General features: G+C 67.0%; 24 protein-coding genes. All 24 read right to left on the reverse strand.

What is annotated here, in order from left to right; translation table 11 throughout:
* Positions 1-125 precede the first annotated feature (125 nt).
* The 24 genes from Q9R33_RS03400 to rpsJ all read right to left on the reverse strand — a co-directional run bounded on the left by Q9R33_RS03400 (position 126) and on the right by rpsJ (position 13,321).
* Positions 126-824, reverse strand: a complete 699-nt coding sequence (locus Q9R33_RS03400) for a thioredoxin domain-containing protein (protein WP_311292876.1) — start codon at positions 822-824, stop codon at positions 126-128.
* A 10-nt stretch (positions 825-834) separates the two neighbouring features.
* Positions 835-1,692, reverse strand: coding sequence for a type I methionyl aminopeptidase (map, locus tag Q9R33_RS03405; protein ID WP_311292877.1), 858 nt, complete (start codon positions 1,690-1,692; stop codon positions 835-837).
* Positions 1,693-1,696: 4 nt separating this feature from the next.
* Positions 1,697-2,290: an adenylate kinase gene (locus tag Q9R33_RS03410; RefSeq protein ID WP_056371371.1), complete on the reverse strand. Its 594-nt coding sequence runs from the start codon at positions 2,288-2,290 to the stop codon at positions 1,697-1,699.
* Complete coding sequence (secY, locus tag Q9R33_RS03415; RefSeq protein WP_056371373.1) at positions 2,287-3,609, reverse strand: preprotein translocase subunit SecY; 1,323 nt, start codon at positions 3,607-3,609, stop codon at positions 2,287-2,289. The genes Q9R33_RS03410 and secY overlap by 4 nt, the downstream gene beginning before the upstream one ends.
* A 98-nt stretch (positions 3,610-3,707) precedes the next feature.
* Positions 3,708-4,337 carry a 50S ribosomal protein L15 gene (rplO, locus tag Q9R33_RS03420; protein WP_082497159.1) on the reverse strand — a complete coding sequence of 210 codons (630 nt, stop codon included), beginning with the start codon at positions 4,335-4,337 and terminating at the stop codon, positions 3,708-3,710.
* The gene (gene rpmD / locus Q9R33_RS03425) at positions 4,337-4,522 is read right to left on the reverse strand and encodes a 50S ribosomal protein L30 (protein WP_018171461.1); all 186 of its coding nucleotides are present in this window, start codon (positions 4,520-4,522) and stop codon (positions 4,337-4,339) included. Before rpmD ends, rplO begins: the two co-directional genes overlap by 1 nt.
* Positions 4,522-5,214, reverse strand: coding sequence for a 30S ribosomal protein S5 (rpsE, locus tag Q9R33_RS03430; RefSeq protein ID WP_056371379.1), 693 nt, complete (start codon positions 5,212-5,214; stop codon positions 4,522-4,524). The genes rpmD and rpsE overlap by 1 nt, the downstream gene beginning before the upstream one ends.
* The gene (gene rplR / locus Q9R33_RS03435) at positions 5,211-5,570 is read right to left on the reverse strand and encodes a 50S ribosomal protein L18 (protein ID WP_056371381.1); all 360 of its coding nucleotides are present in this window, start codon (positions 5,568-5,570) and stop codon (positions 5,211-5,213) included. The genes rpsE and rplR overlap by 4 nt, the downstream gene beginning before the upstream one ends.
* 2 nt (positions 5,571-5,572) lie before the next feature.
* Entirely contained in the window at positions 5,573-6,109 is a 537-nt protein-coding gene (rplF, locus tag Q9R33_RS03440; protein WP_056371383.1) for a 50S ribosomal protein L6, read from the reverse strand.
* A 6-nt stretch (positions 6,110-6,115) separates the two neighbouring features.
* Entirely contained in the window at positions 6,116-6,514 is a 399-nt protein-coding gene (gene rpsH / locus Q9R33_RS03445) for a 30S ribosomal protein S8 (protein ID WP_045301501.1), read from the reverse strand.
* A gap of 137 nt (positions 6,515-6,651) precedes the next feature.
* Positions 6,652-7,242 carry a 50S ribosomal protein L5 gene (gene rplE / locus Q9R33_RS03450; RefSeq protein ID WP_056371384.1) on the reverse strand — a complete coding sequence of 197 codons (591 nt, stop codon included), beginning with the start codon at positions 7,240-7,242 and terminating at the stop codon, positions 6,652-6,654.
* Positions 7,243-7,244: 2 nt separating this feature from the next.
* A complete protein-coding gene (gene rplX / locus Q9R33_RS03455; protein WP_056371387.1) occupies positions 7,245-7,604 on the reverse strand; it encodes a 50S ribosomal protein L24 in 360 nt (119 codons plus the stop codon).
* A gap of 4 nt (positions 7,605-7,608) precedes the next feature.
* Positions 7,609-7,977, reverse strand: coding sequence for a 50S ribosomal protein L14 (gene rplN / locus Q9R33_RS03460; RefSeq protein WP_056371389.1), 369 nt, complete (start codon positions 7,975-7,977; stop codon positions 7,609-7,611).
* Positions 7,974-8,288, reverse strand: a complete 315-nt coding sequence (gene rpsQ, locus Q9R33_RS03465) for a 30S ribosomal protein S17 (protein ID WP_056371390.1) — start codon at positions 8,286-8,288, stop codon at positions 7,974-7,976. The genes rplN and rpsQ overlap by 4 nt, the downstream gene beginning before the upstream one ends.
* The gene (rpmC, locus tag Q9R33_RS03470; RefSeq protein WP_045301493.1) at positions 8,288-8,602 is read right to left on the reverse strand and encodes a 50S ribosomal protein L29; all 315 of its coding nucleotides are present in this window, start codon (positions 8,600-8,602) and stop codon (positions 8,288-8,290) included. The genes rpsQ and rpmC overlap by 1 nt, the downstream gene beginning before the upstream one ends.
* The gene (gene rplP / locus Q9R33_RS03475) at positions 8,602-9,021 is read right to left on the reverse strand and encodes a 50S ribosomal protein L16 (protein WP_018171451.1); all 420 of its coding nucleotides are present in this window, start codon (positions 9,019-9,021) and stop codon (positions 8,602-8,604) included. Before rplP ends, rpmC begins: the two co-directional genes overlap by 1 nt.
* Positions 9,021-9,803 (reverse strand): 30S ribosomal protein S3, encoded by a 783-nt coding sequence (rpsC, locus tag Q9R33_RS03480; RefSeq protein ID WP_311292878.1) that lies wholly within the window; start codon positions 9,801-9,803, stop codon positions 9,021-9,023. The genes rplP and rpsC overlap by 1 nt, the downstream gene beginning before the upstream one ends.
* A complete protein-coding gene (gene rplV, locus Q9R33_RS03485) occupies positions 9,803-10,201 on the reverse strand; it encodes a 50S ribosomal protein L22 (protein ID WP_045301488.1) in 399 nt (132 codons plus the stop codon). The genes rpsC and rplV overlap by 1 nt, the downstream gene beginning before the upstream one ends.
* A gap of 22 nt (positions 10,202-10,223) precedes the next feature.
* Positions 10,224-10,505, reverse strand: a complete 282-nt coding sequence (gene rpsS / locus Q9R33_RS03490) for a 30S ribosomal protein S19 (protein WP_045275479.1) — start codon at positions 10,503-10,505, stop codon at positions 10,224-10,226.
* Between the two features lie 12 nt (positions 10,506-10,517).
* Complete coding sequence (gene rplB, locus Q9R33_RS03495) at positions 10,518-11,357, reverse strand: 50S ribosomal protein L2 (protein WP_045301487.1); 840 nt, start codon at positions 11,355-11,357, stop codon at positions 10,518-10,520.
* Between the two features lie 24 nt (positions 11,358-11,381).
* The gene (gene rplW / locus Q9R33_RS03500) at positions 11,382-11,681 is read right to left on the reverse strand and encodes a 50S ribosomal protein L23 (protein ID WP_045301485.1); all 300 of its coding nucleotides are present in this window, start codon (positions 11,679-11,681) and stop codon (positions 11,382-11,384) included.
* A complete protein-coding gene (rplD, locus tag Q9R33_RS03505; RefSeq protein ID WP_056371392.1) occupies positions 11,678-12,340 on the reverse strand; it encodes a 50S ribosomal protein L4 in 663 nt (220 codons plus the stop codon). The genes rplW and rplD overlap by 4 nt, the downstream gene beginning before the upstream one ends.
* Positions 12,341-12,344: 4 nt before the next feature.
* Positions 12,345-13,004 carry a 50S ribosomal protein L3 gene (gene rplC, locus Q9R33_RS03510; protein WP_045301481.1) on the reverse strand — a complete coding sequence of 220 codons (660 nt, stop codon included), beginning with the start codon at positions 13,002-13,004 and terminating at the stop codon, positions 12,345-12,347.
* Between the two features lie 8 nt (positions 13,005-13,012).
* Positions 13,013-13,321 carry a 30S ribosomal protein S10 gene (rpsJ, locus tag Q9R33_RS03515; RefSeq protein ID WP_018171443.1) on the reverse strand — a complete coding sequence of 103 codons (309 nt, stop codon included), beginning with the start codon at positions 13,319-13,321 and terminating at the stop codon, positions 13,013-13,015.
* Between the last annotated feature and the right edge of the window lie 460 nt (positions 13,322-13,781).

Here is a 13,781-nt window from a genome sequence, read left to right on the forward strand (position 1 = left end):
TTGGCCCGGGGCCGACATCGCGAGGAATCTTCGGCGGACCGATGCGACCTCGTGGTGAGCCTGGGTCGGCGGACGTCTCCGGGGGACGGATGCTGCGGCTGCAGCATCCGTCCCCCGGAGAGCTTCTACTCGAACAGCGTCGCGAGCGAGCCGGCGGGCGGCAGCGCCGAGTTCGCGATGACCTGGCCGTTGACCGTGATCGTCGGGGTGCCGATACCGGAGGAGCCGGGCTGGATCGGAGTCTGCTCGGTCATCGTCGTCACGAAGCCGGCGTAGGTGCCGTCGTTGACACACGAGTCGATGCCCGTGACGCCCACGCCCGAGGCGATGTCGAGGATCTCGTTGTTCGTGAGGCCCTTCGAACCCTCGGAGGGCTGATTCTCGAACATCGCCTGCTGGAACGGCAGCGACGCGTCGGCGTCGGCGACGGCCACGCAGTAGGCGGCGTTCGCGGCGCGGGTCGAGTACTGGGTGCCGCTCGACTGGCCGTCGAGGATCGAGATCGGGTGGATCTCGAGAGTCATGCTGCCGTCGTCGACCATGCTCTCGATCTCGGCGCCGTAGACCTGCTCGAACTGGTTGCAGACGGGGCACATGAAGTCGATGTAGGTGCCGAGGGTGTCCTCGCCGGTGCCGACGACGATCGCGCCGGTCTCGCTGTCGATGTTCGACGCCGACGGCGTGTTCACCTCGGTCGGCAGCGGCTTGGGCGTCGCCGCGTTGTTCAGGGTGACCACGAGCACGGTGACGAGCACGAGCGCCACCACGACGCCCAGGGTCACCCAGATCGCGAACCAGTTGGTCTTGCGGGACGTCTGTGCCATGTGGAGCCTCCTAGGCGATCTCGCGCGGGGTCACGCCGAAGGGCGCAAGGCCCGCGGCGCCGCCGTCGGGTGCGGTGAGCACCCAGATTCCGTCTTCGTGAACGGCGACGCTGTGCTCCCAGTGCGAGCCGGCGGTGCCGTCGATCGTGGAGACCGTCCATCCGTCGTCCTCGACGAACGTGGCCTGGTCGCCGATCACGACCATGGGCTCGATGGCGAGCACCAGTCCGGGCCGCACCTCGGGGCCGGGGTCGGCGACGCGGTAGTTGAACACCGAGGGCGACTCGTGCATCTTGCGACCGATGCCGTGCCCGACGTACTCGCGCAGGATGCCGTAGGTTCCGGCAGACCCGTCCGAAGAGCGCGGCGAGTTGGCTTCGATGTACCCCTCGATAGCCGCGCCGACCTCGCCGATGTGCTTCGCGGTCGCGAGCGCGGCGATACCGGCCCACAGCGACCCCTCGGTCACGTCCGAAAGGTGCTGCCGCGCCGCGACGACGTCGGGGCGGCTGTCGTCCGGGAGGACGAACGTGAACGCGGAGTCCCCGTTCCAGCCCTTGTACTCGGCGCCGGCGTCCACGGACAGGATGTCGCCGGGCGCGAGCACCCGGTCGCCGGGGATGCCGTGGACGACCTCCTCGTTGACCGAGGCGCAGATGGTGTGGCGGTACCCGCGCACCATCTGGAAGTTGGACTTCGCGCCTCGGCCGGTGATGAGAGCGGATGCCGCGGCATCCAGCTCCGCCGTCGTCACGCCGGGGGCGATCAAGCTGCGGGCCGCGTCGAGAGCTGCAGCCGTGATGAGCCCGGGCTCCACCATCGCCCGCAGCTGGGCGGGCGACTTGTAGATCGAACGGCGGAGCGACACGGGATCAGGCGACGGGGACGCGGACGAGCCCGCGCGCCTCGAGGGCGGAGACGATCCGCTCGGTGATCTCGTCGAGGGTGCCCACACCGTCGACCGGCACGACGAGGTCGCGCGTCTCGTACACGCCGAGGATGGGCGCCGTCTCGCGCTCGTAGATCGCCAGGCGGTTCGCGATGACCTCTTCGGTGTCATCGCTGCGCCCCTGCTCGGCAGCACGGCCCGCGATGCGCGAGATGCTCTCCTCACGCGGCACATCGAGCAGGATCACGGCGTCCAGCTCCTCGTCGCGTCCTTCGAGGAACTCGTCGAGGTGCATGACCTGAGCCACGTTGCGGGGGTAGCCGTCGAGCAGGAAGCCGCCTTCGGCGTCGCCCTGCGAGAGACGCTCACGCACCACGGCGCTGGTCAGCTCGTCGGGGACCAGGTCGCCCGCCTCGATGATGGCCTTGACCTGGCTGCCGAGGTCCGAGCCATCGGCGACGGCGGCGCGGAACACGTCGCCCGTCGAGATGGCCGGGACGCCGAACGCCTCGGCGATGCGGATGCCCTGCGTGCCCTTGCCCGAACCCTGCGGGCCGACGATCAGAAGTCGCGTCATCGGAGGAGCCCTTCGTAGTGGCGCTGCTGCAGCTGCGCGTCGATCTGCTTCACCGTCTCGAGACCCACGCCGACGATGATCAGGATCGAGGCGCCGCCGAACGGGAAGTTCTGGTTGGCGCCGACCGTCGCGAGGGCGATGAGCGGCAGGAGCGCGATCAGACCGAGGTAGATCGAGCCCGGGAGGGTGATGCGCGTGAGCACGTAGTCCAGGTACTCCGCCGTGGGCCGACCGGCACGGATGCCGGGGATGAAGCCGCCGTACTTCTTCATGTTGTCGGCGACCTCGACCGGGTTGAACGTGATCGCGACGTAGAAGTAGGTGAAGCCGACGATGAGGAGGAAGTACAGCGCCATGTACAGCGGGTGGTCGCCGCGCACGAGGTACAGCTGGATCCAGGCGACCCAGGCCGGAACCTCTTCGCCCGCCTGCGGCTGGTTGAACTGCGCGATGAGCGCCGGGATGTACAGCAGCGATGAGGCGAAGATGACGGGCACGACGCCGGCCATGTTGACCTTGATCGGGATGTACGTGTTCGTGCCGCCGTAGGTGCGGCGTCCGACCATGCGCTTGGCGTACTGGACCGGGATGCGGCGCTGCGACTGCTCGACGAAGACGACGAGCGCGACGACGACGATGCCGACGGCCAGGACGAGCAGGAAGACCTCGAAGCCCTTGGACTGCCAGATCGCCCACATCGAGGCGGGGAACGCTGCGGCGATCGAGGTGAAGATCAGCAGCGACATGCCGTTGCCGATGCCGCGCTCGGTGACGAGCTCGGCGAACCACATGATGAGGCCGGTGCCGGCGGTCATCGTGATGATCATGAGCAGCTGAGCCCACCACACGTCGTTCGTGAGGAGGTTCTCGCACTCGGGAACACCGGTGGTCCCGAAGAGCTGGCCGCTGCGGGCGACGGTGACGAGCGTGGTCGACTGGAGCAGTGCGAGCGCGATCGTGAGGTAGCGCGTGTACTGCGTCAGCCTGGCCTGGCCCGCCTGGCCCTCCTTGTAGAGGGTCTCGAAGTGCGGGATGACGACGCGCAGCAGCTGCACGATGATCGTCGCCGTGATGTACGGCATGACGCCGAGGGCGAAGATCGACAGCTGGAGGAGGGCGCCGCCGGAGAAGAGGTTCACCAGCGAGAGGAGACCCTCGGTGCCGGCGGACTGCCGCAGACACGACTGCACGTTCGGGAAGTCGACGAACGGCGCAGGAACGTGCGCGCCGAAGCGGTACAGGGCGATGATCGCCAGGGTGAATGCGATCTTCCGCCGAAGGTCGGGTGTGCGGAAGATCCGCGCGATGGCGCTGAACAAGAGGATTCCTCCAGAGGGGGCGTCGGCACGCAGACGTACCGACGTCCAGGGTAACCCAGTGGGGGCCGGAGCAAGCTCCGGCCCCCACTGTGTGCGTATTACTTGACGGCGCCGCCCGCGGCGACGATCTTCTGCTCGGCCGAAGCCGAGACCTTGTCGACCGACACGTTGAGCTTCACCGAGATGTCGCCGGTGCCGAGCACCTTGACCTTCTCGTTCTTGCGCACTGCACCCTTGGCGACCAGGTCGCCGATGGTGACGTCGCCACCAGCGGGGTACAGCTCCGCGAGCTTGTCCAGGTTCACGACCTGGTACTCGACGCGGAACGGGTTCTTGAAGCCGCGGAGCTTCGGGGTGCGCATGTGCAGCGGCATCTGCCCACCCTCGAAGCCGACCTTGACCTGGTAGCGGGCCTTCGTACCCTTGGTACCGCGACCCGCCGTCTTGCCCTTCGAGCCCTCACCGCGACCGACACGGGTCTTCGCGGTGTTGGAGCCGGGGACCGGACGAAGGTGGTGCACCTTGAGCACGCCCGGGCGCGAAGCCGGAGCATCCTTCTTGGGAGCAGCCTTCTTCGCCGGCGCAGCCTTCTTCGCGGGGGCCTTCTCAGCCTTGTCCGCCTTGGCGGCGGACGCCTTCGCGGGGGCCTTCTTCTCGGCGGCAGCCTTGGGAGCAGCAGCCTTCTTCGGGGCCTTCTCAGCCTCGACGGCGTCGTTCTTCTCAGCCATCAGTCGATCTCCTCAACCTTCACGAGGTGTGCGACGGTCCGGACGTAGCCGCGCGTCTGCGCGTCGTCGGGGCGGACGACCGAGTCGCCGATCCGCTTCAGACCGAGCGAACGCAGCGTGTCACGCTGGTTCTGCTTCTCGCTCACCTTGGACTTGACCTGCGTAACCTTCAGGCGCGCAGCCATCAGACACCTGCCTTCGCAGCGGCCGCGGCCTCAGCCTCGGCACGGACGAGACGGGCGGGGGCGACCTGGTCGAAGTCGAGACCGCGACGCGCGGCGACCGCACGGGGCTCCTCGAGCTGCTTCAGGGCCTCCACCGTCGCGTGGACGATGTTGATCGTGTTCGACGAGCCGAGCGACTTCGACAGCACGTCGTGGATACCGGCGCACTCGAGGACGGCACGCACCGGGCCACCGGCGATGACACCGGTACCGGCGGCGGCGGGGCGCAGCAGCACCACACCGGCAGCGGCCTCACCCTGCACGGGGTGCGGGATGGTCGAGCCGACACGCGGCACGCGGAAGAAGTTGCGCTTGGCCTCTTCGACACCCTTCGAGATCGCCAGCGGCACCTCGCGGGCCTTGCCGTAGCCGACGCCCACCACACCGTTGCCGTCGCCGACGACGACGAGCGCGGTGAAGCTGAAGCGACGACCACCCTTGACGACCTTCGACACGCGGTTGATGGTGACGACGCGCTCGAGGAACTGGCTCTCGTTGCGATCGCGACCACCGCGGTCACCGCGGGTCTGGTTGCGCTCGCGCCCACCGCGGCGCGGCTCGCGCTCGCGCTCGGCGGGAGCCGTCGCGGCGGCGTCGGCCGGAGCCTCGGCAGCAGCCTGCTCGGTCACGATGTTCTCCTTGTTGTCACTCACAGGTTCAGACCTCCCTCGCGGGCGCCGTCGGCGATCGCCGCGACACGGCCGGCGTAGCGGTTGCCGCCACGGTCGAACACGACGTCCGAGACGCCGGCGGCCTTCGCGCGCTCGGCGACGAGTTCGCCGACCTTGCGGGCCTTGGCGGTCTTGTCACCGTCGAACGTGCGCAGACCGGTCTCGAGCGTCGAGGCCGATGCCACGGTGTGGCCCTTGCTGTCGTCCACGACCTGCACGAAGACGTGGCGGGCCGAACGGGTGACGACGAGGCGCGGACGCAGCTCGGTGCCGACGACCTTCTTGCGGAGGCGGGCATGACGGCGCGAACGCGCCTGGGTCTTTGTCTTGACAGCCATGGTTACTTACCACTCTTTCCGGCCTTGCGACGAACGACCTCGCCGGCATACCGCACACCCTTGCCCTTGTACGGCTCGGGCTTGCGGATCTTGCGGATGTTGGCGGCGACCTCGCCGACCGCCTGCTTGTCGATGCCGCTCACGGTGACCTTGTTGTTGCCCTCGACGGTCAGCGTGATGCCGGCGGGCGGGTCGACCAGCACCGGGTGCGAGAAGCCGAGGGCGAACTCGATCGAGCTGCCCTTCTGCGCGACACGGTAACCCGTGCCGACGACCTCGAGACCCTTGGTGTAGCCCTGGGTGACACCGATGATGTTGTTGTTGATGAGCGTGCGGGTCAGGCCGTGCAGCGAACGCGAGGCGCGCTCGTCGTCGGGACGGGTCACGACGACCTGTGCCTCTTCGACCTTGACTTCGATGGGACGGGCCACGGTGAGCAGGAGCTCGCCCTTGGGGCCCTTGACGGCGACATCCTGGCCATCGACCGAAACGGTCACGCCGGCGGGGATGTCGATCGGAAGACGACCGATTCTCGACATGTCAGATCACCACACGTAGGCGAGGACTTCCCCACCCACGCCCTTCTGCTCTGCCTGACGGTCGGTGAGAAGACCGGAGGAGGTGGACAGGATCGCGACGCCGAGGCCGCCGAGGACGCGGGGGATCTCGGTCGACTTCGCGTACACGCGCAGGCCGGGCTTCGAGACGCGCTTGATGCCGGCGATCGACCGCTCGCGGTTCGGGCCGTACTTGAGCGTCAGGGTGAGGGTCGAGCCGACGCGGGCGTCGCTGACCTCCCACGCGGAGATGTAGCCCTCCTGCTTGAGGATCTCGGCGATGTGGGTCTTGAGCTTGGAGCTCGGCAGCGACACGGAGTCGTGGTGCGCCGAGTTCGCGTTGCGCAGACGGGTCAGCATGTCTGCGACCGGGTCTGTCATTGTCATTTCTTGATTCCTTTGTTCACGAGGTATCGGCAGGCGTTACACGCCGGACGACCTTCCATGATTGCCATGTTCAGTTATGGGATCCGGATGCCTCGACCCGCGCGCACGCGCCCGGGTCGAGGCATCCGATTCAGGAATTACGCCTGCGCGTCGTCCGACTTGAACGGGAAGCCCAGGGCGCGCAGGAGTGCGCGGCCCTCGGCGTCCGTCTTCGCCGTCGTCACGATGGTGATGTCGAAGCCGCGGACGCGGTCGATCTTGTCCTGGTTGATCTCGTGGAACACGGACTGCTCCTGGAGACCGAAGGTGTAGTTGCCGTGACCGTCGAACTGGGCGCCCGACAGGCCGCGGAAGTCGCGGATGCGGGGCAGCGCCAGGTTGACGAGGCGGTCGATGAACTCCCACGCGCGGTCGCCACGGAGGGTGACGTGCGCGCCGATGGCCTGCCCCTCACGCAGCTTGAACTGCGCGATGGACTTGCGGGCCTTGGTCACGACCGGCTTCTGACCGGTGATCTTGGTGAGGTCGTCGACCGCGCCATCGATCACCTTGCTGTCGCGAGCTGCCTCGCCGACACCGGTGTTCACGACGACCTTGACCAGGCCGGGGATCTGCATGACGTTGGCGTAGCCGAACTCGTCCTGCAGAGCCTTCTTGATCTCGCCGTTGTACTTCTGCTTCAGGCGGGGCTGGATCTTGCCAGCCTCCACGGCAGTGGTGCTGCTCATGTTCAGAGGTCCTTGCCTGACTTCTTCGCGTAGCGCACGCGGACGGTGCGCTTCACGCCGTCCTTGGTCTGCTCCTCGACACGGTGGCCGACACGGGTCGGCTTCTTGGTCGAGGGGTCGACGACCTGGACGTTGGAGATGTGGATGGGGGCTTCCATCGTCTCGATGCCGCCCGTCTTGGTGCCGCGCTGCGACTGACCGACACGGTTGTGCTTCGTGACGTAGTTCACGCCCTCGACGATGACGCGGTTCTGCTCGGCGAGGATCTCGAGGACCTTGCCCTGCTTGCCGCGGTCGCCGCCCTTGTCCTGCTTCTTGCCCGTGATGACCTGAACCAGGTCACCCTTCTTGATCTTGGCCATGGGGTCAGATCACCTCCGGTGCGAGCGAGACGATCTTCATGAACTTCTTGTCACGAAGCTCACGACCGACCGGTCCGAAGATGCGGGTGCCGCGGGGCTCCCCGTCGTTCTTCAGGATGACGGCGGCGTTCTCGTCGAACTTGATGTACGACCCGTCGGGACGACGGGTCTCCTTCTTGGTGCGAACGACGACGGCCTTGACGACGTCGCCCTTCTTGACGTTGCCGCCCGGGATCGCGTCCTTGACGGTGGCCACGATGATGTCACCGAGACCCGCGTAACGGCGGTTCGAGCCACCGAGAACGCGGATGGTGAGCAGCTCCTTGGCGCCCGTGTTGTCGGCGACCTTGAGGCGGGACTCGTTCTGAATCACTTGGCCTTCTCCAGGATCTCGACCAGACGCCAGCGCTTGGTGGCGCTGAGCGGGCGGGTCTCGTTGATGAGGACGAGGTCGCCGATGCCGGCGGAGTTCGTCTCGTCGTGCGCCTTCACCTTGGAGGTGCGGCGGATGACCTTGCCGTAGAGCGGGTGCTTCACGCGGTCCTCGACCTCGACGACGATGGTCTTGTCCATCTTGTCGCTGACGACGTAGCCACGGCGGGCCTTGCGGTAGCCACGGGCGTCGGCGTCGCGAACGTCGTGCTCGCCGTGCTCGACCTCAGCGGCCTGCTTCTTGTCAGCCATCACTCGGCCTCTTCCTTCGCGGCCTCGTCAGCGGCATCCGCCTTCTTGGCCTTCGTCTTCTTCGCCTTCGTCGCGGTCTCCAGCGGCGCGGGCGTGGCACGGATGCCGAGCTCGCGCTCACGGATCACGGTGTAGAGCCGCGCGATGTCGCGCTTGACCGCGCGGATGCGGCCGTGGCTCTCGAGCTGGCCGGTCGCCGACTGGAAGCGCAGGTTGAACAGCTCTTCCTTGGCCTTGCGCAGCTCCTCGACGAGGCGCTGGTCTTCGAACGTGTCGAGCTCGCTCGGAGCGAGCGTCTTGGTGCCGATCGCCATTACGCGTCGCCCTCCTCGCGCTTGATGATGCGTGCCTTGAGAGGCAGCTTGTGGATGGCACGGGTCAGGGCCTCACGAGCGAGTTCCTCGTTGACGCCGGCGACCTCGAAGAGGACGCGACCCGGCTTGACGTTTGCGACCCACCACTCGGGCGAACCCTTACCGGAACCCATGCGGGTTTCGGCCGGCTTCTTGGTGAGCGGACGGTCGGGGTAGATGTTGATCCACACCTTGCCGCCACGCTTGATGTGACGGGTCATCGCGATACGAGCGGACTCGATCTGACGGTTCGTCACGTAAGCGGGCGTGAGGGCCTGGATGCCGAACTCACCGAACGACACCTTCGTGCCACCGGTGGCCTGGCCCGAGCGGCCGGGGTGGTGCTGCTTGCGGTACTTGACCTTGCGGGGGATGAGCATTACGCCGACGCTCCTTCTGCCACGGGGGCCTCGTTGCGGCGGTCGCCGCCACGCTCGCCGCGGTCGCCACGCGGGGCGCCACGGCGGTCGTCACGACGACGGTCCGACTTGGGCGCGTTGGCCTGCTCGCGAGCGAGCTCCTTGTTGGTGAGGTCGCCCTTGTAGATCCAGACCTTCACGCCGATGCGGCCGAAGGTGGTCTTCGCCTCGTAGAAGCCGTAGTCGATGTTCGCGCGCAGCGTGTGCAGCGGCACACGACCCTCGCGGTAGAACTCCGAGCGGCTCATCTCGGCGCCGCCGAGGCGGCCGGAGACCTGGATGCGGACGCCCTTGGCGCCGGCGCGCTGAGCGCCCTGCAGGCCCTTGCGCATCGCGCGACGGAACGCCACGCGAGCGGTGAGCTGCTCGGCGATGCCCTGCGCGACGAGCTGAGCGTCGGCCTCGGGGTTCTTGACCTCGAGGATGTTCAGCTGGATCTGCTTGCCGGTGAGCTTCTCGAGGTCGGCGCGGATGCGCTCGGCCTCGGCGCCGCGGCGACCGATCACGATGCCCGGACGGGCGGTGTGGATGTCGACGCGAACGCGGTCACGGGTGCGCTCGATCTCGATGTTGCTCACGCCGGCCCGGTCGAGCTGGGTCTGCAGGAGCTTGCGGATGCGGATGTCCTCGGCGACGTAGTCGGCGTAACGCTGGCCGGGCTTCGTCGAGTCCGAGAACCAACGCGACACGTGGTCGGTCGTGATGCCGAGGCGGAAGCCGTACGGGTGGACTTTCTGTCCCATTACTTGCTCGCCTTCTTGCTCTTGGCAGCCGGTGCCGTCTCCGCGACCTCGGGGGTCGAGAGCACGACGGTGATGTGGCTGGTGCGCTTCTTGATCTGGAAGGCACGACCCTGCGCGCGGGGCTGGAAACGCTTGAGCGTCGTGCCCTCGTCGACGTACGCGTTCTTCACGTACAGGTCCTGCTCGTCCAGGTACTCGCCGTCCTTGTCCGCCTTGACGCGAGCGTTCGCGATCGCGGCGGCGACGAGCTTGTAGATCGGCTCGCTCGCACCCTGCGGTGCGAACTTGAGGATGGCCAGGGCCTCCTCAGCCTGCTTGCCCTTGATGAGCGCAACGACACGACGAGCCTTCTGAGGGGTCACGCGGATGTGTCGCACGCGTGCGATGGACTCCACCATTTCTCTCTCCTCTGCCCCCGCGTCAGCGGCGGCGGCCCTTCTTGTCGTCCTTCACGTGGCCGCGGAAGGTGCGGGTGGGCGCGAACTCGCCCAGCTTGTGGCCGACCATGGTCTCGGACACGAACACGGGGATGTGCTTGCGTCCGTCGTGCACGGCGATGGTGTGACCCAGCATGGCCGGGATGATCATCGAACGGCGCGACCAGGTCTTGATGACGTTCTTGGTGCCGGCTTCGTTCTGGACGACGACCTTGCGAAGCAGGTGCTCGTCGACGAAGGGGCCCTTCTTAAGGCTGCGAGGCATCTTCCTCTACTCCTACTTCCGCTTCTTGCCGGCGTTGCGACGACGGACGATGTACTTGTCGCTTTCCTTGTTCGCGTGACGGGTGCGGCCTTCGGCCTGACCCCACGGCGAAACCGGGTGACGACCACCGGAGGTCTTACCCTCACCACCACCGTGCGGGTGGTCGACCGGGTTCATGGCGACACCGCGGACGGTCGGGCGGATGCCCTTCCAGCGGTTACGGCCGGCCTTGCCCCAGTTGATGTTCGACTGCTCGGCGTTGCCCACCTCGCCGACGGTCGCGCGGCAGCGCGCGTCGACGTTGCGGATCTCGCCCGAGGGCAGACGCAGCTGGGCGTAGGGGCCGTCCTTCGCCACGAGGCGAACCGACGCGCCGGCCGAGCGGGCCAGCTTCGCGCCGCCGCCGGGGCGGAGCTCGATCGCGTGGATCACGGTACCGGTGGGGATGTTCTTCAGCGGCAGGTTGTTGCCCGGCTTGATGTCGGCCGACGGACCCGACTCGACGATGTCGCCCTGCGACAGCTTGTTCGGCGCGATGATGTAGCGCTTCTCGCCGTCGAAGTAGTGCAGGAGCGCGATGCGCGCGGTGCGGTTGGGGTCGTACTCGATGTGAGCGACCTTGGCGTTGATGCCGTCCTTGTCGTTACGACGGAAGTCGATGACGCGGTACTGACGCTTGTGGCCACCACCGATGTGACGCGTGGTGATGCGGCCCTGGTTGTTGCGGCCACCGGTCTTACTGAGCGGGCGGAGGAGCGACTTCTCAGGCGTCGATCGGGTGATCTCGGCGAAGTCGGCCACCGACGAGCCGCGGCGACCCGGGGTCGTGGGCTTGTACTTGCGAATAGCCATATCTCTAGTCCTCTATCCCGACCGTCAGCCGACTGCCGTGAAGATGTCGATGGTGCCCGACTTCAGGGTCACGATGGCGCGCTTGGTGTCCTTGCGCTTGCCCGTGCCGAAGCGGGTGCGACGGGCCTTGCCCGTGCGGTTGAGCGTGTTGACCGCTGCGACCTTGACGCCGAAGATCTTCTCGATGGCGAGCTTGATCTCGGTCTTCGAGGCACGGGGGTCGACGAGGAAGGTGTACTTGCCCTCGTCGATGAGCCCGTAGCTCTTCTCCGAAACGACCGGCTTCAGGATGATGTCGCGCGGGTCCTTGTTGACGGCGGTCATGCCGAGGCCTCCTCGGTGACGGCGCTCTTCGACGCGACGAACGCGTCGTAGGCGGCCTTGGTGAAGACGATGTCGTCCGAGACGAGCACGTCGTAGGCGTTGAGCTGGTCAGCCGGCAGCACGTGGGCGAACGCGATGTTGCGGACGCTGAGGACGCTGATGTCGTCCGAGCGGTCCACGACCACGAGCACGTTCTTGGTGGCGCCGAGACCGGCCAGGACCGCAGCAGCGGCCTTGGTCGACGGAGCACCCTCGATGCCGAACGACTCCACGACGTGGAGACGCTCGCCGCGAGCACGGTCGCTGAGCGCGCCCAGCAGGGCGGCCGCGATCATCTTCTTGGGGGTGCGCTGCGAGTAGTCGCGCGGCTTCGGACCGTGGACGATGCCACCACCGGTCATGTGCGGCGCGCGGATCGAGCCCTGACGGGCGTTACCCGTGCCCTTCTGCTTGAAGGGCTTGCGGCCGGCGCCCGAGACCTCACCACGACGCTTGGTCGAGTGGGTGCCCTGGCGAGCCGCCGCGAGCTGCGCGACGACGACCTGGTGGATGAGCGGGATGTTCGTCTTGACGTCGAAGAGATCGGCGGGCAGCTGGACGGAACCAGCCTTCTTGCCGTCTGCCTTCACGACGTCGAGCGCGAGAGTCGAGTCAGCCATGAGATCAGGCACCCTTCACTGCGTTGCGGACGTAGACGATGCGGCCGCGAGCACCGGGGACGGCGCCCTTGACGAGCAGCAGACCCTTCTCGGCGTCGATGGCGTGCACCTTGAGGTTGAGAACGGTCACGCGCTCGCCACCCATACGGCCGGCCATGCGCATGCCCTTGAAGACGCGGCTCGGGGTCGACGAGGCGCCGATCGAGCCGGGCTTGCGGTGGTTGCGGTGCGCACCGTGCGAAGCGGAGACACCCTTGAAGTTGTGACGCTTCATGACACCCGCGGTGCCCTTGCCCTTGCTGGTGCCGACGACGTCGACCAGCTGGCCGGCCTCGAACGTGCCGTCCACCGTGAGCTCCTGACCGAGTGAGTAGTCAGCGGCGTCCGCGGTGCGGATCTCGGTGAGGTGACGGCGCGGGGTGACACCCGCGGCCTCGAAGTGGGCCGTGAGGGGCTGGTTCACCTTGCGGGGGTCGATCTGCCCGTAGCCGATCTGCACGGCCTTGTAGCCGTCCTTCTCGGGGGTGCGAACCTGGGTGACCACGTTCGGGGCGATCTCGATGACGGTGACGGGAACGAGCTTGCCGTTCTCATCCCAGACCTGGGTCATGCCGAGCTTCGTGCCCAGCAGGCCCTTGGAAACCTTGTTGTTGATGTCAGCCATGTCGAACCTCAGAGCTTGATCTCGATGTTGACATCGGCCGGGAGGTCGAGACGCATGAGCGAGTCGACAGCCTTGGGCGTCGGATCGATGATGTCGATCAGACGCTTGTGGGTGCGCATCTCGAAGTGCTCGCGGCTGTCCTTGTACTTGTGGGGAGAACGGATCACGGCGATCACGTTCTTCTCCGTCGGAAGGGGCACGGGGCCCACGACCGTCGCGCCCGCACGGGTCACGGTGTCGACGATCTTGCGCGCCGACGAGTCGATGACCTCGTGGTCGTACGACTTCAGGCGAATGCGGATCTTCTGTCCCGCCATTGTCTGCTCACTCTCTTTCTCGCGTCATACCCCTGTGGCATTGGACGCACGTGGCGCAAAGCGCCATGGCACTTCTGCACCGCTTACGCAGTGCGTGCTGCACCGCTGTTCTGCTGTCAATCCGGGTGCCGCGCCGAAGCGCCGCGTCCCGGCATCCGTCCTCCCCCGCGCGCGAAGCAAAGCTCCGCCCGAGGTGGATTCGTGATGTGGTGGTTCTGCTGCCCGCGGCCTAGGACCCTGCGCGTCTGCGCTGCCTATGCACTGCCCTGGCAGTGATCCGACGCACGCCAAGAGGGGCGTCGGAATGTGGAACCTCACTAGTCTACGTGCAGCCCGGGCGTGTCGCAAACTCGGGCGTGTCGCGACGCGGGTATGCTCGGCCGTTTCTCAGGAGGGTTCGCAGGATGGATGCTGCACCCCTATGCGAGAGGGGGGGGGGGCGGGGGGGGCCCCCCCCCGC

Source organism: Microbacterium sp. PRC9, assembly GCF_031844125.1.
GTDB lineage: Bacteria > Actinomycetota > Actinomycetes > Actinomycetales > Microbacteriaceae > Microbacterium.